This is a genomic window from Xenorhabdus hominickii, from assembly GCF_002632725.1.
GTDB lineage: Bacteria > Pseudomonadota > Gammaproteobacteria > Enterobacterales > Enterobacteriaceae > Xenorhabdus > Xenorhabdus hominickii.
Genome location: NZ_NJAI01000001.1, coordinates 796992 through 818481, shown reverse-complemented (window position 1 = coordinate 818481; position 21490 = coordinate 796992). Strand labels below are relative to the sequence as shown.

The 21490-nt window shown below is 44.9% G+C and carries 18 protein-coding genes; 9 read left to right on the top strand and 9 right to left on the bottom strand.

Features of this window, described 5'->3' with window-relative positions; translation table 11 throughout:
* Positions 1-75: 75 nt before the first annotated feature.
* Both Xhom_RS03730 and Xhom_RS03725 read right to left on the bottom strand, forming a co-directional pair.
* Positions 76-2268: a flotillin family protein gene (locus Xhom_RS03730; RefSeq protein ID WP_232326152.1), complete on the bottom strand. Its 2193-nt coding sequence runs from the start codon at positions 2266-2268 to the stop codon at positions 76-78.
* A 171-nt stretch (positions 2269-2439) separates the two neighbouring features.
* Entirely contained in the window at positions 2440-3066 is a 627-nt protein-coding gene (locus Xhom_RS03725; RefSeq protein ID WP_069317449.1) for a ubiquinone biosynthesis protein UbiH, read from the bottom strand.
* Between the two features lie 454 nt (positions 3067-3520).
* On the opposite strand from Xhom_RS03725, the gene Xhom_RS03720 reads away from it, so the two are divergent.
* The 3 genes from Xhom_RS03720 to asd all read left to right on the top strand — a co-directional run bounded on the left by Xhom_RS03720 (position 3521) and on the right by asd (position 5375).
* Positions 3521-3775 (top strand): type B 50S ribosomal protein L31, encoded by a 255-nt coding sequence (locus Xhom_RS03720; protein ID WP_069317448.1) that lies wholly within the window; start codon positions 3521-3523, stop codon positions 3773-3775.
* A 12-nt stretch (positions 3776-3787) separates the two neighbouring features.
* Entirely contained in the window at positions 3788-3931 is a 144-nt protein-coding gene (gene ykgO, locus Xhom_RS03715; protein ID WP_071933889.1) for a type B 50S ribosomal protein L36, read from the top strand.
* 337 nt (positions 3932-4268) lie between these two features.
* Positions 4269-5375, top strand: a complete 1107-nt coding sequence (gene asd, locus Xhom_RS03710) for an aspartate-semialdehyde dehydrogenase (protein WP_069317447.1) — start codon at positions 4269-4271, stop codon at positions 5373-5375.
* Positions 5376-5626: 251 nt separating this feature from the next.
* On the opposite strand, the gene Xhom_RS03705 is transcribed toward asd, so the two are convergent.
* The 5 genes from Xhom_RS03705 to dnaA form a co-directional block, all read right to left on the bottom strand.
* Positions 5627-6268 carry a hypothetical protein gene (locus tag Xhom_RS03705; RefSeq protein ID WP_069317446.1) on the bottom strand — a complete coding sequence of 214 codons (642 nt, stop codon included), beginning with the start codon at positions 6266-6268 and terminating at the stop codon, positions 5627-5629.
* 478 nt (positions 6269-6746) lie between these two features.
* Positions 6747-9161, bottom strand: coding sequence for a DNA topoisomerase (ATP-hydrolyzing) subunit B (gyrB, locus tag Xhom_RS03700; RefSeq protein WP_069317445.1), 2415 nt, complete (start codon positions 9159-9161; stop codon positions 6747-6749).
* A gap of 18 nt (positions 9162-9179) precedes the next feature.
* Complete coding sequence (recF, locus tag Xhom_RS03695; RefSeq protein ID WP_069317444.1) at positions 9180-10271, bottom strand: DNA replication/repair protein RecF; 1092 nt, start codon at positions 10269-10271, stop codon at positions 9180-9182.
* Between the two features lie 20 nt (positions 10272-10291).
* The gene (gene dnaN / locus Xhom_RS03690; protein ID WP_069317443.1) at positions 10292-11392 is read right to left on the bottom strand and encodes a DNA polymerase III subunit beta; all 1101 of its coding nucleotides are present in this window, start codon (positions 11390-11392) and stop codon (positions 10292-10294) included.
* 4 nt (positions 11393-11396) lie between these two features.
* Positions 11397-12785, bottom strand: a complete 1389-nt coding sequence (dnaA, locus tag Xhom_RS03685) for a chromosomal replication initiator protein DnaA (protein ID WP_069317442.1) — start codon at positions 12783-12785, stop codon at positions 11397-11399.
* A 728-nt stretch (positions 12786-13513) separates the two neighbouring features.
* On the opposite strand from dnaA, the gene rpmH reads away from it, so the two are divergent.
* From rpmH to Xhom_RS36320, 6 genes are all read left to right on the top strand, one after another.
* A complete protein-coding gene (gene rpmH, locus Xhom_RS03680; protein ID WP_069317441.1) occupies positions 13514-13654 on the top strand; it encodes a 50S ribosomal protein L34 in 141 nt (46 codons plus the stop codon).
* Positions 13655-13672: 18 nt separating this feature from the next.
* Positions 13673-14032, top strand: coding sequence for a ribonuclease P protein component (gene rnpA, locus Xhom_RS03675; protein WP_069317440.1), 360 nt, complete (start codon positions 13673-13675; stop codon positions 14030-14032).
* The gene (gene yidD / locus Xhom_RS03670) at positions 13996-14253 is read left to right on the top strand and encodes a membrane protein insertion efficiency factor YidD (protein ID WP_071933888.1); all 258 of its coding nucleotides are present in this window, start codon (positions 13996-13998) and stop codon (positions 14251-14253) included. The genes rnpA and yidD overlap by 37 nt, the downstream gene beginning before the upstream one ends.
* A 2-nt stretch (positions 14254-14255) precedes the next feature.
* The gene (yidC, locus tag Xhom_RS03665; RefSeq protein WP_069317439.1) at positions 14256-15869 is read left to right on the top strand and encodes a membrane protein insertase YidC; all 1614 of its coding nucleotides are present in this window, start codon (positions 14256-14258) and stop codon (positions 15867-15869) included.
* Positions 15870-15986: 117 nt separating this feature from the next.
* A complete protein-coding gene (gene mnmE / locus Xhom_RS03660; protein WP_069317438.1) occupies positions 15987-17351 on the top strand; it encodes a tRNA uridine-5-carboxymethylaminomethyl(34) synthesis GTPase MnmE in 1365 nt (454 codons plus the stop codon).
* Positions 17352-17459: 108 nt separating this feature from the next.
* Complete coding sequence (locus Xhom_RS36320; protein ID WP_145957425.1) at positions 17460-17594, top strand: DUF3999 domain-containing protein; 135 nt, start codon at positions 17460-17462, stop codon at positions 17592-17594.
* Between the two features lie 47 nt (positions 17595-17641).
* Here the strand turns inward: Xhom_RS36320 and Xhom_RS03655 are convergent, their stop codons facing one another.
* Together Xhom_RS03655 and Xhom_RS03650 are read right to left on the bottom strand one after the other, a co-directional pair.
* On the bottom strand, positions 17642-18469 hold the full coding sequence (locus Xhom_RS03655; RefSeq protein WP_069317437.1) for an energy transducer TonB: 828 nt from the start codon (positions 18467-18469) through the stop codon (positions 17642-17644).
* 8 nt (positions 18470-18477) lie between these two features.
* Positions 18478-21456: a TonB-dependent receptor domain-containing protein gene (locus Xhom_RS03650; protein WP_069318523.1), complete on the bottom strand. Its 2979-nt coding sequence runs from the start codon at positions 21454-21456 to the stop codon at positions 18478-18480.
* Positions 21457-21490 lie beyond the last annotated feature (34 nt).

Below are 21490 nucleotides of genomic sequence, written 5' to 3'. Positions count from 1 at the left end.
GAGGTAGGGCATCCAGTATGGCCAGTTCAGGGAAAGATCCGTCACAGTTGCCTGTGACGGATGGGTGTTACTTATTTACGCTTCGGTATTGTCTTTGCTCTGAGGCTTTTTATTACTTGCACTGAACATGCTGACTAAAGACTGTACTTCTGGGTTTTGCAGGAGTGAATCGAGGTTCAGCTTTTGTTCCCCGACTTCTTTTTCACCTTTGCCTGCCAACAATTTCTGCACGGCATCTTTTACCAGAGGGCTTTTGTCTACCACGCCATTAATTGCCTTGCCCACACTTAGCGCTTTGGAGAAGGTATTGAAGAAGCTGCCATCGCCACCCACGATATCAATATTGGTTTTGCTGAGTGCCGCAGCCAGAACTTCCGCTTGTTCTTTGGCGATCTCTTTGTTGGCTGCAATAGAAGCCATCTCTTGCTCAAAGTTTTTCTCAAGCTGCATACGGAATTCTTCGTGATCGCGAGCAGTATCGTTGAGGTTACCCATAGCTGTGAATTTGTCAGTCAGACCATCTGCTTCTGCTTTCAGGCGTTGGCGGATAACTTCAGCTTGCGCTGCACCCAGTTGGCCTTCACCACGGGCTTGTGCCACCAATTTTTCTTCCAGTACTCTGGCATCCACCAGACCCAGTTTTTCTTTGGCATGGGCTTGCTGCTCATCACCACGTGCTTGTGCTGCCAATTTCTCTTCCAGCACTTTGGCATCGGCAAGACCTTGTTTCTCGGCTGCATGGGCTTGGGCTTCCAGTACACGAGCTTCAGCCAGACCTTTTTCTTGTGTCCCACGGGCTTCTGCCAGCAATTTTTCAGCAATGATATTAGCTTGTACCAGACCTTCTTTCTCTTCTGCTTCTGCCTTGGCTTGGCGGATCCGGGCTTCGGCCAGGCCTAATGCGGCTTCTTCGGCCTCAACACCTTCCGCCATGCGTTTTTTCGCTTCTGACTGTTTGGCTGCCGCTTCCAACTCGGCCTGCGCCATGGTGCTGATTTCCAATGCCTTGAATTTGGCACTGTTTTCATCCGCCTCGGCTTGTTTCACCTGACGAACCAGTTCTTGTTCTGCTTTAGCCTGAGCATCAATAATCGTGATTTGTTTCTTGCGGTCAGCTTCAGAAATCATGCGTACTTCTTTGATGCGCTCTTCTTCCTGAGCAACGGTTTTTTCTACCGCAACACGTTCACGAATGACGTTGGAGATATTCTTGCGCTCTTCTTCCAGTGCTTTTTCTTTCTCGATGCGCTGGAGTTCGACTTCACGCTCACGGGAAACAATTTCCAGCTCCTGCGCACGGATCACTTTCTCCATCTCAATGGCGACGGCGCGAGAGCGGTTTTGTTGCGCTACTTCCACTTCACGCAGGCGGTTTTCTTCGCGAATTTCGATTTCTTGTTGAGTCTGGATGCGGGCTTGTTCTGCTTTCAGACGTTCTTCTTCTTTTACCCGCAGGGTTTCGGCAGTTTCACGTGCACGGATGCTTTCGATTTCACGTGTCTGACGGGCCTCTGCATCGGCTTGCTGGCGTTCCAAGGCTAGGCTTGCTTCACGGGTTTCCACGTTTTTCTTCTGGATAGCCAGCTCTTGATCGCGTTCTTTCTGGTTGGTTTCAATATTATGGATGGCGGTGATTTCGGTAATTTTACGAATACCTTCCGCATCAAAAATATTGTTCGGATCTAGTGAGTTTTTCGGGGTTTGTTCCAGATAGTCGATGGCGACGTCTTCCAGCGCATAACCGTTAAGATCTTTACCGATGACATCAACAATGCGATCACGGAAGTTCTGGCGATCTTCAAACAATTTTGACAGTTCAAATTGTTTACCCACGGTTTTTAATGCTTCTGAGAATTTTGCGCTGAACAAGGTGTTCACGGCGTTATGGTCAGAAGCACGTTCAACCCCGATGGATTTTGCCACTTTGAGTACATCTTCGGTGGTTTCATTGACTCGCAGGTAGAATGCAACGGTAATGTCTGCACGCAGGTTATCTTTACAGATCAGTCCATCTTTGCCCCGGCGATCGACTTCCAGCGTCAACAGAGATATGCGCATGAACTCTTTTTTGTAAATCACCGGATAGACCAGCGCACCGGTAAAATGTACTTTCGGTTGGGCTGACATATCGTTGACGATTAACGCCGTTCCTTGTGGGACTTTGATATAAAACGCTTTGAAAAGCCCAAAGAAACCCAGAATGACGATGATTATCGTCGCAATGATTATCAAGAAAGGCATGAAATCTGCCATGGCAATATCTGACATGTATTTCTCCATTTTATTTTGGGGCGAACTTGGTTGGGGCCAACGGGTAAGGTATCGGGAACCCAGATCTTAAGCAGCTATTCATCCATGACTGAAATGTTGAGTGAGGCATGTCAGATAGCAATGTTTACTGTAGTGACTTAAGGCTATTTCTTGAGAAATAAGCAGTCATCACAATTTAAATTCTTCTTCACTAACTACGGTATAACTATGTGTTTCTGGGTCATAACTGATCAGTACCACGTGGTCGCCACGAACAATTCCGTCACTTTCTGGTGCCCGTATCTGCAAGATCAGACTGGCGCCGTGGTTATTCATTAGGGCTTCACCACGTTGCTCGGTCACGATGGGAGAGCGGACTTCGGCTACTTTGCCAATGAGATTATCGACACTGTTGGAGCGATTAAGTTTGGACAATTTAGGTTGTAATGGGCGTAGTAACATTGATGTCAGCAATAGGGCAAGGAAACTCACGACAAAGAAAGTAACTGTTCCAAACAAATAACGGAGCACGTCTGTTTCAATAAAGCGGAGTACTAAATGCATACTGAAATAGCTGAGTGGCCAGCCAATCAGAGTAATCAGCGTAATAATAACGGTGATGGGAATTCCTGTCAGACCGAGTTTCGTTAACCAACCAGCTAGAGAAGACGCATCGAAACCATCCGCATCTATATTCAAAATATCAATATCAAGCAAACCAAAAGCGGCACAAATCCAATAAAACAAAACAATCAATAACAGCCCGCTGAAGATAACAACCGGAAAAGCCAAACAGTTTTGTAAGAAAAGCGCCATCAGAATGCTGTCTCAAGATGATAATAATTAATAAATAATTCTTAATTAAATCAGGTTTAAGAATTATTTAATAGCAGAACAGAGGGCTTTTTTGAAACATATCGCAATAATTAGATAACTCTGATTAATGGATATTCCTCATTGTCATTGGTTATGCATACCCATAATTGTTAGTTTTATGCAGAAATGAAATGGTGAGTGCCAAAATAACCGAGAAATATAAAGTAATTTTCTCATCAAGTGAAAATTAGTAGTGGAAAAATCTAATGTCGTAATATGAGTAAGGAATAGAAGCATATCAATTTAGCTATTGCCTGATAAATGGTTCATTTTTTTATTATTAAAACTCAATATATTAACCATGGTGACTATTGTAATGGTAGTAAACGGGAGTTGTCAGCAACAGGAAATTGAGTTACTGTAATGTTATATTATAACATTTTTTGGGGGGTTTATGAGATCGGGTATTCATCCTACTTATCGAACTGTCGTGTTCCATGACACTAGTGCTGGTACTTATTTTAAAGTTGGTTCAACGATTTATACCGAAAAAACCATTACGTTGGAGGGGAGTGAATATCCCTATGTCACGATTGAAGTGTCAGCGGAATCACACCCTTTTTATACCGGCAAGCAGAGAGCGTTATCGCAGGAAGGGAGTATGGCTCGTTTCCAGAAAAGATTTGGTCGATTTTTGGGCAATAAATAAAGAGGATTGTACATGCAGGTATTAAGTTCACTAAAAACAGCAAAACAACGGCACCCCGATTGTAAAGTGGTTCATCGTCGTGGTCGGTTGTATGTCATTTGTAAAACCAATCCGCGTTTTAAGGCCGTTCAGGGCAGGAAGAAAAAGAAGCGCTGATCAGAAGCCTACAGTTTTACTGTAGGTTTTTTTTATTCTCTTTTTCTATCCATTTGATATAAAAATAGTCATTTGATGATCCAATCTTTAATTCAGTTATTTTTTCGCTTGTTTACTTTTAATTTTTAATTTTTAATTTTTCGTTTTGAGTGAATGGGTGAGTAATTTATTAAATCGCTATATGGTTTAAAAATATATAGTTTAAAAATGGCAAATGCACTGCTTGGGAAATGCTGGTGCTATAGTTCATAAATGTACTTGCACCTTTCGCTATATTTTGTCAGCTTTAATGATGTTGGTGTGTTTGAAAAACATCTTTTAAGACAGGGTAAATATGATGAAAAGTGTAGGTTTTATCGGCTGGCGTGGTATGGTCGGCTCTGTATTAATGCAGCGGATGGTGGAAGAGAGGGATTTTGACGAAATAAATCCGGTTTTCTTCACAACGTCTCAACACGGGTTATCTGGGCCAGAATTTGCAGGAAAATCAGGCATCTTACAGAATGCTTTTGATATTGAAGCTCTGAATGCGCTGGATATTATCATTAGCTGTCAGGGCGGGGATTATACCAATGAAATTTACCCAAAACTGAGAGCCACTGGCTGGCAGGGGTATTGGATTGATGCTGCTTCTGCCCTGCGTATGAATAATGATGCAGTCATTATCCTTGATCCTGTTAACCATCAGCATATTCAGAATAGCTTGAATAAAGGCATCAAAACCTTTGTTGGCGGTAATTGTACCGTTAGTCTGATGTTGATGTCATTAGGCGGGTTGTTTGCCAATGATTTGATTGAATGGGCGTCGGTATCAACCTATCAGGCCGCTTCTGGTGGTGGTGCTCGGCACATGCGTGAGCTGCTGATGCAAATGGGGATGTTGCACAATCAGGTTGTTGAGGAGTTACAGAACCCTGCTTCCGCGATTTTGGATATCGAAAAACGTGTAACGAATTTTACCCGCAGCGGTGCATTGCCAACGGATCAATTTGGCGTTCCTTTGGCGGGTAGTTTGATCCCGTGGATTGATAAGCAACTGGAAAATGGGCAGAGCCGAGAAGAGTGGAAAGGCCAGGCAGAAACTAACAAGATCTTGAATACGGGCAGTAAGGTGATCCCGATTGATGGCTTGTGTGTCCGTATTGGAGCATTGCGCTGCCACAGTCAGGCGTTTACCCTGAAATTGAAAAAAGATATCCCGATTCATGAAATTGAAACGTTACTGGCTTCTCATAATGACTGGGTTCGCGTTATCCCGAATGATCGTGAACTGACGATGCGGGAGTTAACTCCGGCGGCGGTGACAGGCACTTTGAATACGCCAGTGGGGCGTTTGCGTAAGTTGAATATGGGGCCAGAATATTTATCTGCGTTTACCGTCGGCGATCAGTTGCTGTGGGGAGCGGCTGAGCCGTTGCGCCGAATGTTGTGCATTTTGCTATAGGAAAGTTCAGAATACGATAGTTGGAATAGGTCGCCAAGAGAATAGAAGAGTGATAAATATTGGCGGCGTTTGAGATTTGTTATCCTGCATTGAATACCTTGTTTTATAGGAACCTGTTAAGGTTCCTATAAAGCAGTAGCCACCATGGTTTGGAGAAAAGGTCCAAGTACTATTTTATTTCTCCAGTATATTTAAGAGATGCAAGAATGTTAGCTCCCAAGAAAATAGAGGGCAGCATAATGTTAATACTTTTAGTAAACCGTTGTTCCCAATGTTAAAGTGACACAACGAATAAACTCAGTGCTGACCCCTCTGCGATTTTCAAGGTCTATAACCGATGTCATATTGTATTTTGGGCAAATTTCATAAAGCAATTCAGGTGATATATCTGCACCTAGAGATTTAAGCACGGCAGATGCAGTTTCGGGTTTAAAATTCATTCGGGCTTCATAAGAGGGAATAGCATTACGGATTTTCTGGAATGTCTCTCGGTTTTCATCCAAGATTTTTTCCAGATTATTATCATTAACGTGAGATAAAGCATTATCAAAGTCTGTCACACCCCGAAGCGCGAGAAGACTAATATCCATTGTATGTTTGGTAGCAAGTGATTCTGAGCCTGTTTGGGATTGGATTTTGGCATAGGCGAGTGACTTAATTTCATGGTGAATCTTACTTGCTACTTCTGGAATGAAATCAAGAGACAGAGCGATATTTTCAATTTCTTCATTAGATAGCGCGAACATCACACCTTCCCACGAATCGGTCAGTTCCATCCCCTTAGCACGAATAGCATCGGCATTTTCAGATATACGACAGAGCTCATTTTGACTCACCATAGAAGCGTCAATAATATGAGGTGAAGTGGATGTTTGGTCAGTAAATTTTTGCATGATCTTCTCCTAAATGGCATTACTATATATGTAAATGTCTCTATGGATAATGATACAGCATCCGATAAATCGGATTAGATGAATGAGTTGGTATTTTTAGTATTTTATTATTGCGAGAAAAAATAAATTAGAGTAGTTAAAATACCAATTTCTCAAATAAAAATAAATGTTAGGCGTTTATAAAATAAGAAAAAAATTAAAGTTTACAACCAATTTATGTATATTAATTAACTTCATTAGTATGGCGTTGTCAATAATTTTTTAATGAGGTATTTGTTCAGGTTTTATTGTATTGAATATTATTAGAGAATAAATTTGTAAATTACAGATATTATATTTTTTGATGAAGGCAGTATTTATATATTGTTATAGTTTTTTAGTTTGCTTATTGGATATACCCTTCATCTTTCAAGTTGCAGATTTGTTGTCTGCAACTTGAAATCTATGAGGTGTAGTTATCTGAATAAAGTCAGGAACATCAGATATCAATATTCGCCGCTTTCAGGGCATTCTCTTCGATAAATGCACGACGTGGTTCAACCGCATCACCCATCAGAGTTGTGAACAGTTGGTCGGTTGCAATCGCATCCTTCACTGTTACACGCATCATGCGACGTGTTTCTGGGTTCATGGTTGTTTCCCACAACTGATCCGGATTCATTTCTCCCAGACCTTTATAACGTTGAATGGAAAGACCACGGCGTGACTCTTTGGTCAGCCACTCCAGGGCTTGTTCAAAGCTGCTTATCGGTTGGCGACGTTCGCCACGTTCAATGTACGCATCTTCCTCAATCAGATTTCCAATCAATCCACCCAGTTTAGTGATGCGGCGGTATTCGCCACCGTGAATGAAATCGAAATCCAGATTGTAGTTGGTATCAACGCCATGTGTACGAATACGCAGAACCGGCTCATAAATTTGACGCTCACGGTTTTCATGGACTTGATAACTATAAGTGCTGCCATTCTGCTCTTTGTCGTTCAGGCGAATAGTCAGTGCACTTACCCACTCTTCCACTTTAGCCTGATCGTTCAGGGCTTCTTCGGTCAGAGCCGGATGGTAAATCAGGTTGTTCAGCAGTGCCAGAGGGAACAGGCGTTCCATACGACGGATGATTTTCTGAGTGCTATTAAATTCAGTCACCAGATTTTCCAGCGCTTCACCTTTCAGTGCAGGAGCATGCAGGTTGGTATAAAGTGCTGCGCCATCCAATGCGATGGACATTTGGTACTCTTCCATTGCATCGTCATCTTTGATGTATTGCTCTTGTTTGCCTTTCTTCACTTTATACAAAGGTGGTTGGGCAATGTAGACATAGCCACGCTCGATGATTTCTGGCATTTGGCGATAGAAAAATGTCAGCAACAGGGTGCGGATGTGAGAACCATCAACGTCGGCGTCGGTCATGATGATAATGCTGTGATAACGCAGTTTGTCCGGGTTGTATTCATCACGGCCGATACCGCAGCCCAGTGCGGTGATCAACGTTGCGACTTCCTGTGAGGAAAGCATTTTATCAAAGCGGGCTTTCTCTACGTTCAGGATTTTACCTTTCAGTGGCAGGATCGCCTGATTTTTGCGGTTGCGTCCCTGTTTTGCAGAACCTCCCGCAGAATCACCCTCCACCAAGTAGAGTTCTGACAGGGCAGGATCACGCTCCTGACAATCAGCCAGTTTGCCCGGTAATCCGGCCAGATCCAGAGCACCTTTACGGCGAGTCATTTCACGGGCTTTACGTGCTGCTTCACGCGCACGGGCCGCATCAATGATTTTGCCGACCACGGTTTTGGCATCGTTCGGATTTTCCAGCAGGTATTCTACCAGCTTCTCATTCATCAGGGTTTCGACGGCGGTTTTCACTTCGGAAGAAACCAGCTTGTCTTTGGTTTGGGAAGAGAATTTAGGATCAGGTACTTTAACGGAAATAACCGCAATCAAGCCTTCACGGGCATCATCGCCTGTGGCGCTGACTTTGGATTTTTTGTTGTAACCCTCTTTATCCATATAGCTATTGAGGGTTCGGGTCATTGCGGTACGGAAACCAACTAAGTGAGTTCCCCCATCGCGCTGAGGAATGTTGTTGGTGAAGCAGTAAATGTTTTCCTGGAATCCATCATTCCATTGCATGGAAATTTCAACGCCAATCCCATCTTTTTCTGTGGAGAAATAGAAAACATTTGAGTGAATTGGGTTTTTATTGCGGCTCAGGAATTCAACAAACGCCTTAATACCCCCTTCATAGTGGAAGTGGTCTTCTGCATTAGTACGTTTGTCGACTAAACGAATGGAAACACCAGAGTTCAGGAATGACAATTCACGCAGGCGTTTTGCCAGAATATCGTATTCGAATTCAGTGTTAATCTTGAACGTATCCATACTTGGCCAGAAACGGACAGTGGTTCCTGTATGTTCGGTATCACCGACGACTTTCAACGGAGATTGTGGAACACCATGACAATAGGTTTGTTCGTGGACTTTACCGTCACGACGGATAGTCAGTTCCAGTTTTTCCGATAAAGCGTTAACAACAGAAACTCCTACGCCATGCAGACCGCCGGAAACTTTATAGGAGTTGTCATCGAATTTACCCCCCGCATGCAGCACGGTCATGATAACTTCTGCTGCTGAAACACCTTCTTCTTCGTGTATGCCGGTAGGAATACCGCGGCCATCATCCTGCACAGAAACTGAGTTATCTGCATGGATGGTGACAAGTATCTTGTCACAATGACCTGCGAGGGCTTCGTCGATAGCGTTGTCAACAACCTCGAAGACCATGTGGTGCAGGCCGGTACCATCATCGGTATCACCGATATACATGCCTGGACGTTTACGGACGGCATCCAGCCCTTTTAATACCTTGATACTTGAGGAGTCATATGTATTCGACATCAACGTTTCTCGCTCATCTTAATCCTGTGGTTGAACCTCGATTTTGCCATGTTCTACGCGAAACATCCTGCTATTTACATCAATCATGTCTGTAACTTGCCCAAATGTAATTGCACTGACAAACACTTGGGCATGCGTAGATTTTAGACGCTCGGCTAACAACTGACGACGGCCGGCATCCAATTCTGAGGCAAAATCATCAAGCAGATACAGGCATTTTTGCCCGCTCTGTCGGGTGAAATATTCACCCTGTGCTAACCTCAACGCACACATCAGTAATTTCAACTGACCGCGGGAAAGCATATCTTCTACCGGTGTGCCGTCCGCCCTGATCCGCAGATCGGCTTTATGGGGGCCGGAAGCGGTGTAGGTTAGCGCTCTGTCGCGCTCAAATTGCCGCGCGAGCAGTTCTGCATATTCACTCTCTTTGTCCCAGCCTTGTTGAAAACTGATACTGAGTGTGAATTCAGGTAAAAACTGTTTGCAGGTCTTCTCGATATCTTCAGAAATCCCTGCGATATATTCCGCCCGCCATTGACTTATTTCAGTCGCCAGAGGGGCAAATTCGCGATCCCAATGTTGGATCTGGCTGTAGCGGGTCACTTGCCGCAATGCCGCATTTCGCTGTTTGAGCAGCCTTTTCAGGTTGACCCAGGCAGTAAAAAAGCGCGGCTCATTGTGAAAGCAGCCCCAATCAATAAAGGCCCGACGGTATTTAGGACCACCATTCAGCAAGGTGAAACCTTCTGGCGTGATCAGTTGCATGGGCAGCATTTTTGCTAACTCAGCAATTCTATGCCCGTCACTGCCATCAATCCTAACTTTGCTATCACCTTGGCGGTTTTTGCTTAAGCCCACTGACAAGGAACGTTCATGGGATTGCTGATCCAGTCGCCCATGAAGAATAAACTCCTCGCAATCATGGCGGATTACTCTGCCTGCCTGAATGCTGCGAAAAGCCCGACCATGACCCAATGTATAAATGGCTTCCAGTATACTTGTTTTACCGCTGCCATTTGGCCCAACCAAAAAATTAAATCCAGTTGCCAACGGTAAGTCAGCATTCGCGATATTACGAAAATCGCGGATCAGCAAACGCGAGAGAATCATATATATTTGAGTTAATGCTGTTACAGGCGCATTGGCATCACGACATAAGTCGCGGCCTGACTGGCTGAGTTCTCAATTTTTACGCTGGATGTGGCATCCGTCAGCAGAAGGCTCACTTGCTCGCATTTCAATGCGTTCAGAACATCCAGCACGTAGCTGACGTTGAAGCCAATTTCCATTTCAGTGCCTTGGTAACTGACATCGACGATCTCTTCGGCTTCTTCCTGCTCTGGATTATTTGCCGTAATTCTAAGTTGATTTTCACTTAAATAGATGCGAACACCCCGGAATTTTTCGTTGGATAAAATTGCAGCCCGTGAAAATGCTTGTTTCAGCGTGTCACAATTTGCTTCCAGCGTTTTATCGGGATTTTTCGGCAGTACGCGGCGATAATCAGGAAAACGGCCATCAACCAATTTTGATGTGAAGATAAAATCACCGACATGGGCACGAATGTTATTACTGCCAATCTGTAGTTGCAGTGGATTATCACCACCATCCAGCAGACGCATTAATTCAATGACACCTTTACGAGGTACGATCACCGAATGAGATGGCAGATTTTGTCCAATATTCATGGAGCAGACTGCCAGACGGTGCCCATCTGTAGCAACGGTACGTAGTTCTTCCCCTTCGGTTTCAAACAGCATGCCATTCAAATAATAGCGGACGTCCTGATGCGCCATGGAAAATTGAGTGGATTCAATCAGACGTTTAAGTGTGGCTTGTGGCAGTGAAAATTCGACTTCGCTCTGCCAGTCATCAAGATTGGGAAAATCTGAAGCAGGCAGGGTGGAGAGTGAAAAACGGCTGCGTCCGGAACGGACGAGAATGCGATCACCATCCAGCTCTACGCTTATTTCTGCTCCGTCAGGCAACCCGCGCCAGATATCAAAAAACTTACGTGCGGGGACAGTGGTTGCACCGTTTTCATGTGGCTGGGCAAGTGTAACCCGCGCCATCATTTCCATTTCTAAATCGGTGCCTGTCAGCAGCAAGGAACCTTCCGTTACCTGCAATAATAAGTTGCCTAAAATGGGCAGAGTAGGGCGACCCCCCAAAGGGCTGCTCACCTGTTGTAAGGGTTTTAATAATTGCTCACGTTCAATGATAAATTTCATAGCGCTAGGAAGATAATGTTCTGATTAAGTTAGAAAAATCTTCTTTGATGTCATGACTTTCCTCCCGCAGCTGTTCGATTTTACGACAGGCATGAAGGACAGTTGTATGGTCACGTCCACCAAAGGCATCCCCGATTTCCGGCAAGCTGTGATTAGTCAGCTCTTTTGCCAGCGCCATTGCCATCTGTCTCGGACGAGCAACGGAGCGTGAACGGCGTTTGGAAAGCAGATCAGCAACCTTGATTTTGTAATATTCAGCGACTGTTTTCTGGATATTATCAATGGTTACCAGCTTTTCCTGTAGGGCCAATAAGTCACGTAATGCTTCGCGTACAAAATCAATGGTAATCGCTCGTCCAGTAAAATTGGCATTGGCGATGACCCGATTCAAAGCGCCTTCGAGTTCACGAACGTTGGATCTCAGGCGTTTGGCAATAAAGAAAGCCACTTCACCCGGTAGCTGGATTTGGTTCTCGTCAGCTTTCTTCATCAGGATAGCAACGCGAGTTTCCAGCTCCGGTGGTTCGATGGCAACGGTCAATCCCCAACCAAAACGGGATTTTAACCGATCTTCGACGCCATTGATCTCTTTCGGATAGCGATCTGATGTCAAAATAATCTGTTGATTACCTTCCAACAGGGCATTGAACGTATGAAAAAATTCTTCTTGAGAGCGTTCTTTATTTGCAAAAAATTGAATATCATCGATCAGCAGGGCATCCACTGAGCGATAATAACGTTTAAACTCCTCTATCGCATTGTTTTGCAATGCTTTCACCATATCCTGAACAAAACGCTCAGAATGCATGTACACGACTTTTGCATTGGCCTTACGTGCCATGATGCTATTGCCGACAGCATGCAAAAGGTGGGTTTTACCTAATCCGGTTCCACCGTAGAGGAATAGGGGATTGTATGCTCCCCCCGGATTATCGGCAACTTGTCTGGCGGCAGCTCTGGCCAGTTGGTTGGATTTACCCTCAACAAAGTTATCGAACGTATGTTTCGGATTCACATTGGAACGATAGGATAACTCTGGCTGGGCTTTTGCGTTGTCCCAGCTTGGGCGTACAGATAAACTGGACGGCGCAGCGGCCATCGGCATGTCGGCAATGATTTTCTGAGATGTAGGCTGGTTTGGTGAAACGGGCTTATTTCCTACTTCGAAACGCAGCAACGGTACTTCAGGACCACAGAAATCATTCAATAACAAATTGATATTATTAATATACTTCTCTCTTACCCAATCCAGCACAAAACGGTTTGGGGCATAGAGAGCCAAAGTGTTATCACTCAGTTCTGCCTGAAGGGGTCGTATCCACATACTGAATTCTGTGGCAGGTAACTCATCCTGCAATCGGGCAAGACATTGCTGCCAAAGCGAAAGTGACACGGCGAACTCCCCTAAAACAAGACCAATAAAAGAAACCGGAATAATAGATACGTTATACTGAGCACAAGACGTTGTTCCCCGATGGTGAGGAAGCTAGCATGCACCTTGTGGCGATGTTTAATATTATCGCGCCCCTATGATCTGTATAATCCGTACAAAGAGCTCGGGGGCCGTGATCAGCGATCATAACGCAAAAGGCGATATAGATCCTCATTCTTTTACACAGCTTTGACGCTTTTTATCCACAGGGAGATCACCACGATTTGGCACTTGCAGAATATAAAGGCTCGTAAAAGATACTTTAGTGTAATCATGGCATATAGCAAACTCCATTTAGTTATCGTTCAAAAATGGACATAAAAACAACACGCTGATCACTATTCAGGTGCAACGATCTGTGTATGATCCTTGCGCTTTATTGTACAGTCCGTATAATCTTGCACCCTGCGTGTTATGCCAACGATTTTTTCCGGCCATGTCTGGTGAGGATTTGGGGTAAGCGCTTCGGGTAGCAAAAAGTCTGGCCATGTCTGATTAAGTAAAAAATCATACATAAAGCGGTCAGGCTCGCGTCATCTTGGATTGACTAAGGGTAGTACATTTTATTACAATCCCGCCTCTTTCTATATATTGATGTTGCGATTGAGGCATCGGTGTCTACTTATTCTCACTGGTCGCCAACGCATTTGCTGAATCAGTAACAAATTTTAAGCTAGGTAGAAATCGCTATGAAACGCACTTTTCAACCATCTGTATTGAAGCGTAACCGTACTCACGGTTTCCGCGCTCGTATGGCCACTAAAAATGGTCGTCAGGTTCTGGCTCGCCGTCGTGCGAAAGGCCGTACTCGTCTGACCGTTTCTAAGTAATAAAGCTAACCATACCACGTGGTTAAGCTCGCTTTTCCGAGGGAGTTACGTTTGTTAACTCCCGAGCATTTCACTTATGTTTTCCAGCAGCCACAACGGGCAAGCACCGCAGAGATAACAGTTCTCGGGCGCTTGAATGAGCTGGGGCATCCCCGCATCGGTCTAACCGTCGCCAAAAAAAATGTTAAACGCGCCCATGAGCGTAATCGTATTAAGCGGTTATCTCGTGAAAGTTTTCGTTTAAACCAGCACAACTTGCCGTCAATGGATTTTGTGATTTTGGTGAGAAAAGGGGTCGCTGAGCTTGATAACCGTGAGCTAACGGAAGCCTTAGGCAAATTATGGCGTCGTCACTGTCGCTTGGCTCGCGCCTCCTGATTGCTTTTATCAGGGGCTACCAGTTAGTGGTTAGTCCACTGCTGGGGCCCCGCTGTCGTTTCAATCCTACCTGTTCCCACTATGGCATTGAGGCATTGAGCAGGTTTGGAATGATAAAAGGCAGTTGGTTAACAGTGAAACGCATATTAAAATGCCACCCTTTACACAAAGGTGGTGATGATCCCGTCCCACCTAAAAACGACGATAACAGAGAACATTAACGATGGATTCGCAACGCAATCTTCTTCTCATCGCTTTGCTGTTTGTTTCGTTCTTGGTCTGGCAAGCTTGGGAGAACGATAAGAACCCACAGCCAACGGCACAGATCACGCAGCAAGCAAATACGCTGAGTAGCGAAGCAAGTAGTGAGCAAGGTAAACTGATCACCGTGAAAACGGATGTGCTTTCATTGCACATTAATATCCATGGCGGTGATATAGAGGAGGCTGATCTGCTGGCCTATCCTGATACCCTAGGTTCTAAAACGCCCTTCAAACTGCTAGAAACAACACCTGAGTTCACTTATCAGGCTCAAAGTGGATTAACTGGCATCAATGGCCCGGATAATCAAGCTGAACGTCCACTTTATCACACTAACCAAGCAAACTTCGTTTTAGCTGATGGTCAGGATGAATTGCGTATCCCAATGACTTATACGGCACCAGATGGTGTTGTTTATGTCAAAACCTTCATTTTAAAACGCAGCAATTACGCCGTTTCTGTTGATTACAGCATCGATAACACCACTGACAAACCATTGCAGATGGCGTTTTTTGGTCAGTTGAAGCAGAGCGTTGAGCTGCCAAAACACCGTGATACCGGCAGCAGCAACTTCGCTCTGCATACTTATCGTGGAGCTGCTTATTCTTCTGATGACGTAAAATACGAAAAATATAAATTTGATGAAATTGAGAGTAAAGCGCTCTCCGTAACCACAAAAGGCGGCTGGGTAGCTATGCTCCAGCAATATTTCGCCACTGCGTGGGTTCCGGGTGAAGGAAAAACCAGCGATTTCTATACGATTGATTTGAAAAACCAGAAGATGGCGATCATCGGATACAAAGGTGAAACCATCAATATTGCGCCGAACAGCAAGCAGAATATCTCTTCTACGCTGTGGGTTGGCCCTGAAATTCAGGACAAAATGGCGACGGTTGCAACACATCTGGATCTGACCGTAGATTACGGCTGGTTGTGGTTTATTTCCCAGCCACTGTTCAAGTTGCTGAAATTCCTGCATGAATTCATTGGTAACTGGGGCTTCTCCATCATTGCGATTACCTTTATCGTGCGCGGTATCATGTATCCGCTGACTAAGGCGCAATACACTTCGATGGCGAAAATGCGTCTGTTGCAGCCAAAAATCACGGCAATGCGTGAACGTTTTGGTGATGATCGTCAGCGCATGAGCCAAGAAATGATGGCGTTGTACAAAACAGAGAAAGTAAACCCGCTGGGTGGCTGCCTGCCTCTGGTGATTCAGATGCCAATCTTCCTTGCGTTGTACTACATGCTGATGGGTTCTGTTGAATTGCGTCATGCACCATTCATTGGCTGGATTAATGACTTGTCTGCACAAGATCCTTACTACATCCTGCCATTGCTGATGGGTGTGACAATGTTTGTTATCCAGAAACTGTCACCAACTACCGTGACTGATCCAATGCAGCAGAAGATCATGACTTACATGCCTGTCATGTTTACGGTCTTCTTCCTGTGGTTCCCATCTGGTCTGGTGTTGTACTACATCGTCAGCAACTTGGTTACCATTATCCAGCAGCAGGTTATTTTCCGCAGTCTGGAAAAACGCGGTTTGCATACTCGCGAAAAAAAGTAGACCTTTTTAAAAGGTAATTCTTTTAAAGTAGAAGGTCTTAAAAAATAAGTAGAAGGCGGTCATTGGCCGCCTTTATTATTTCAGTTCATAGGTCAAATTGGTAAAAGAGAGAATTTCATGAATACCACCGATACGATAGTCGCTCAGGCCACTCCTCCGGGACGAGGCGGTGTAGGCATCCTGCGTATTTCTGGCCCCAAGGCTGCGAAAGTTGCTGAGGTGGTATTGGGAAAGCTCCCTAAGCCGCGTTACGCCGATTACCTGCCATTCCGTGATGTGGATGATTCTGTGTTGGATCAGGGCATTGCGCTCTATTTTCCTGGCCCCAACTCTTTTACCGGCGAAGATGTGTTGGAGCTTCAAGGGCATGGCGGGCCGGTTATTCTGGATTTGTTGCTGAAGCGTATTCTGGCGATTACGGGTGTGCGAATTGCCAATCCGGGGGAATTCTCTGAGCGGGCTTTTCTGAATGATAAACTCGACTTGGCACAGGCGGAAGCCATTGCGGATCTCATTGATGCCAGCTCTGAACAGGCAGCACGTTCTGCGATGAACTCATTGCAGGGAACATTCTCCAATCAAGTCCATCAAATGGTGGAAGCGCTGACTAACTTACGCATTTACGTTGAAGCTGCGATTGATTTCCCTGATGAAGAAATTGATTTTCTTTCCGATGGCAAGATAGAAGCCAAATTGGATGAAGTGATTGCTGAACTGGATGATGTCCGTTCACAAGCGCGTCAGGGTAGTTTGTTGCGCGAAGGAATGAAAGTGGTGATTGCTGGGCGTCCGAATGCGGGTAAATCCAGTTTACTCAATGCACTGGCTGGCCGTGAAGCGGCTATTGTCACTGATATTGCTGGTACAACACGTGACGTTTTGCGTGAACATATTCATATCGATGGTATGCCGCTGCATGTGATTGATACGGCAGGATTGCGTGAAGCTAGTGATGAAGTCGAACGCATTGGTATCGAGCGAGCATGGCAGGAAATAGAACAGGCGGATCGGGTGCTGTTTATGGTAGACAGTACGACCACGGATGAGGTTGAACCGTCGCAAATATGGCCGGAATTTATGGCGAAATTACCGGATTCTTTGCCTGTTACGGTGATTCGAAATAAAACAGATATGACCGGAGAAGAAACCAGTGTGTCAGAAATCAGTGGTTATGCACTCATTCGTCTCTCTGCCCGTGAAGGTAAAGGCATTGATTTACTGCGTGACCATCTAAAAGAGACGATGGGCTTCAACAGTAATACAGAAGGCGGTTTTCTTGCTCGTCGCCGTCATTTACAGGCATTGAATACAGCGGCAGAACATTTGCAGGAAGGTCATCAACAATTGGTCTTTGCCCGTTCAGGAGAATTGCTGGCAGAAGAGTTGCGTCTGGCACAGCAAGCACTGAGTGAAATCACGGGAGAATTTACGTCTGATGATTTATTAGGACGGATTTTTTCGAGTTTTTGTATCGGGAAGTAAAAACACTAAAAACCCGCGATTAGGGCTTCAATTTGCTGACAAAGTGTTGGTTTTGTATCCTGCACTTTGTTTTAATCAGATTCCGTTCATCAGGTGGAACTTGCCGTTATGTTATCCCCGGCAGAAAAAGCCGTTCAATGGCAAAAGTGGCTTCTGTGGGGGATTTTGATTGCGGGCGTTTTTGGACTGGCATTCATCACACTCAAGCTGGTTCGAGAAATGGCTGCGAATAAGGAGCCATGATTTAATTATCGGAATCAGCAAGAATTGTGGATAAATAAGCGTGGATATTAAAGCGTTTTATCCAACGTAAAATCGAGTGTGAGTGTGACATTCGGCTCCATGTCAGCAGGCATGGAGCCAACTGAATTAGCTTGATTGATGGCATTGAGTGCGGCTTTATCCAATGTGCTGCTGCCGGAAGAGTTAACCACTCTGGTCGCAGTTAATGTCCCGTCATTCAGTAGGATAAAGTTGACGATGACGGTGCCCTGTTGTTTCATCCTCTTTGCCTTGCGAGGATAATCTTTGTGGCGTTCTATTTCTTTCCGGAGTCTTGCATGGTAATTATCCACTTCACTATTTCCCTGTCCTATTAAAGGCTGTGAAGTTGCAGTCCGGCTAATACTTCCTTCTGAATTGACCTGTTCGCTACCGCTGGTTTCCTGTTCTACAGGATTATTTTTCTGTACTGGTTGTGATTGCAAAGGTTTCTTTTCTATCGTCTCCTGTGGTTTTTCTTTCTGTTGTTTTTTGGGTTTCTTTGGCTTATTGGCTTCTAGCAGTTTTTCCACCTTATTTTCAGGATGAACCGCTTTGTCCAGTACGATTTCGGGGATTGTCGGTGATTCTGGTGCGGTCAAAAGCGCTGGCGGTGGTGAGACAGGCTCTGGTTCTTTCTCCCATGACGAGGCGGCGACCATCGTAATGGACATGCCGGTGACCGGAGAATTTTGGTTGATATGATGGGCTGAGTCATCATACGAAGCATGTCGGTTGAACAGCCATATCAGACTGATATGCAATAAAATAGCAATCAGAATACCCACCAGCAAACCTCTTCTGGATGCTATTGAAAGATGGGGAACAGGGTTATCCAATATGGCTGTGTTGATCATCTTATCCTCTAAAACTGACTGGTAAGGCTGAGTTTAAAGGTTCTGCCCGGCGCAGGTATCATCGAACGTGTCAGCGGATCGAGATAGTAGCGATTGGTTAAATTCGTGCCCGTCAGCTCCATCGATATGTTCTGTGTGATTTTATAGCTGATATAAGCATCAACAGTAAACACCGGCTCCCAGCGCATTGGGTTGTTGGATTGGCCTTTATAAACACTAGGCAGGACATCCATCAGCCACTTTTCATCTTTGTTTTCTGCCTCGCTGTGGTAGAGCATCCGGCTGCCCAGTTCGAGTTTTTCATCAAATAAACGTCCCCCAATGGTCAGGTTGGCTGAATATTTAGGTTGGATAGAGGTACGCATATACCCTCCAGGAAAGCCGCCATCAATACATTCAGGGATACCATAGCGATTTTGTGAATCCATCCTTGAGACAGAGTTGTGGTCACACACCTTGTTTTTCATATTGTAAACCAACCCTATATCGGTGAAGAAACTACCGTTGTCGTAACGCGCTTGTAGTTCCAGACCCGCCAGCTTCTGTTTGTCTAATTGGGAGAAGATATAGGTATTATCCCTGTCGAACACATTTTCAATGACGGTGTTGTAATAGGAGAGTTTGACATCAGCATGGCGTTCAGCATTAACCAACTGGCTGAAATCATATACGAAACCCACTTCAGTGGTTTTGGCCCGCTCTGGCTTGAAGTGTTGGCCTATCAGGTTATTTTTGGAGCCTGAAAAACCGACCGTATCTTCAAAAAGACTTGGCATTCTTACCGCTTCGGCATAGCGGGCATAGAGACGGAAATCATCGGAGACATAGGCTGTCGCAGAGAGTGTTGGTGCCCAAGCATGATCTTTACGTGTTTGGGCTGGTTCCCAAGGGTCGATAACATTAGGGGCTGATACACTATTAGAGTCTACTTCCATGCCGTATTCATATTTATAGGCTTCTTTACCGCTTATAGGGTCGGTAACCTTTTCATGCATGTCCAGTTGACCATTGAAATAAGGATTCTTATTTTGATTGAGGTGGCCACTGCTGTAATTGTAAGACCAAATGAATTCCTCGCTAACCATCTTGCGTTTTTGTCCATCACGTGAAGTGATACTGGTGGTATTGATAGTAGGGTATTCAGTTTTGAGCTTATTAAAGAATTCAACCTTTTCTGCAGCGTTCATTTGGGAGATCTTTTTCGATCTTATATAGTTTTCCCTTTTTCGAATCATATCGGATTCTTGTTCGGTTATTGTTCGGAGATAACTCATGTTATGTCCAATAATTTCTCCTGTATTTGCATAACGCCCGTCTTTTGCGGCGCGACGTTCATTGAGAAAATCATCTTTAGACCAATAGGAAACGCGTTTAGCGCCGGCGCTTAAGGCCAGCCAGGAAGTCGGCCGCCAGTCAACATTCAAGGCAACATTGATTTCCTGACGTTGCCCTTTTCGCGCAGGTGACTGGAAAAAATACATATTATCAAAATGATAGCCATCATCAGAGCCTAAGCGTTCACGTTGGAAATTCCCCATCAAGGTCAGATCCAGATTACGAGTCAGTTCAAATTTATTTGAGAGATCTATACCCCAACGATTGTTCTGGGAATTGGTGAGGGATGTATTTATCAACGTGCCATCAATATTGGAATTCTTGTCTTTTGTGCCCCGTTCCCATTCATAATCTCTACCAACTGGGCTGCGGGGATATCCACCTGCGGTGTTGGTATTGCTCGTTGTGCGGGTTGCCCACAAATTTATGTCGAAATCGGCATAGGGGTTTTCGGCGGGCTGCCATTTATAGGTCAGAGTGGCGGCTTGTTGGTGGACATTGGCTAATGGCCATTGGGGAACCACATTGTCTTTCGCGAGTACCATTGCCAGCCTTGAAGGCATAATATCGCCGAACTCCATACTTGTGTTGCGAAAACCCAGTTGTAGGGCTTGATCATCGGCGAAATGCCATGTGTTTTTTATTAACACTGAGCGCATTTCACTGGATGTATTGGGAACTTCATTGCCGGGACGATAGATACGGGCTGCAAATGGCAGATAGGGATCTAAACGCGTCAGAGCCCCTGTCATCAGTTTTTCATCGGCTTCCGTAATCGGGTCATCATAACGATGGGCACCTCCCTTGCCGGCAAAATAGTTACCCTGACGGCGGTAAGAATAGGCCAGCATCAGGTCAAAATACTCCTGCTTTGTGCCCACTGCGATACGGAATGCATTATCTTTGAATCCAAACAGTTTGTTATTTTTTGACGAATGTGGGGTGATCTTCAATGCCGGATCAGTTTCAACATCATTTTGGATAAAGCCCGGAATATCTCGGTAGTCCTGCCCCAAAGACAGAGAAGGTTGACGTTCTCTCACTGAGTTGCTGCTGGTTTCCAGTTTGGTATTGATGCCGAAAGTTTCTCCTTTCGGTACTACATCATCAATGGTCAATGTCTTGATGGATACTGCGCCGCCAATTGATCCTTTAACTCTACGGTTCAGGGAGGGGCCTTTTTCTATTTCGATACTGCTGATTAGGTTTGGATCGAGGTAATTGCGGTTATTGGCGCCATTGTAGCCACGCCCAACGGTAATGGCCTGTTCCGTACCATCGATGGTGACAGGGATGCGCCCCTGTCCCTGAATACCACGGATATTGATATCCAAAGCACCACTATTGCGGGCATCACCACTGTATACGCCAACGGCACCTTTAATTAAATCGGCGGGAGAAGTGCCCTTATAACGTTCTATCTGCTCTTTGCCGATATAAATATTAGAAATATCTTTGTCATAGACCGCATCGTAACCTATTTCATCTTTATCACTGGTATCTGTAACCTGAATTTTACCCAAATCAGTCTTGCCGCTTGATGTTGTGACGGCAGGTTTTGATTCGGCAAATAGGGGAGGTGTAGCTAGTGAAAAAGCCAGTGACAATGCAATTGTAATGGGAGTGAATTGTGTTTTAACTCGGTATGCCATTGATATCCCTGCCTCGATTTGTCGATAATCATCA

Coding starts and splice junctions, on each gene's coding strand:
- Xhom_RS03730 (WP_232326152.1), bottom strand. CDS start 2,268: ATGTCAGATATTGCCATGGCAGATTTCATGCCTTTCTTGATAATCATT.
- Xhom_RS03725 (WP_069317449.1), bottom strand. CDS start 3,066: ATGGCGCTTTTCTTACAAAACTGTTTGGCTTTTCCGGTTGTTATCTTC.
- Xhom_RS03720 (WP_069317448.1), top strand. CDS start 3,521: ATGAGATCGGGTATTCATCCTACTTATCGAACTGTCGTGTTCCATGAC.
- ykgO (WP_071933889.1), top strand. CDS start 3,788: ATGCAGGTATTAAGTTCACTAAAAACAGCAAAACAACGGCACCCCGAT.
- asd (WP_069317447.1), top strand. CDS start 4,269: ATGAAAAGTGTAGGTTTTATCGGCTGGCGTGGTATGGTCGGCTCTGTA.
- Xhom_RS03705 (WP_069317446.1), bottom strand. CDS start 6,268: ATGCAAAAATTTACTGACCAAACATCCACTTCACCTCATATTATTGAC.
- gyrB (WP_069317445.1), bottom strand. CDS start 9,161: ATGTCGAATACATATGACTCCTCAAGTATCAAGGTATTAAAAGGGCTG.
- recF (WP_069317444.1), bottom strand. CDS start 10,271: ATGATTCTCTCGCGTTTGCTGATCCGCGATTTTCGTAATATCGCGAAT.
- dnaN (WP_069317443.1), bottom strand. CDS start 11,392: ATGAAATTTATCATTGAACGTGAGCAATTATTAAAACCCTTACAACAG.
- rpmH (WP_069317441.1), top strand. CDS start 13,514: ATGAAACGCACTTTTCAACCATCTGTATTGAAGCGTAACCGTACTCAC.
- yidD (WP_071933888.1), top strand. CDS start 13,996: ATGGCGTCGTCACTGTCGCTTGGCTCGCGCCTCCTGATTGCTTTTATC.
- yidC (WP_069317439.1), top strand. CDS start 14,256: ATGGATTCGCAACGCAATCTTCTTCTCATCGCTTTGCTGTTTGTTTCG.
- mnmE (WP_069317438.1), top strand. CDS start 15,987: ATGAATACCACCGATACGATAGTCGCTCAGGCCACTCCTCCGGGACGA.
- Xhom_RS36320 (WP_145957425.1), top strand. CDS start 17,460: ATGTTATCCCCGGCAGAAAAAGCCGTTCAATGGCAAAAGTGGCTTCTG.
- Xhom_RS03655 (WP_069317437.1), bottom strand. CDS start 18,469: ATGATCAACACAGCCATATTGGATAACCCTGTTCCCCATCTTTCAATA.
- Xhom_RS03650 (WP_069318523.1), bottom strand. CDS start 21,456: ATGGCATACCGAGTTAAAACACAATTCACTCCCATTACAATTGCATTG.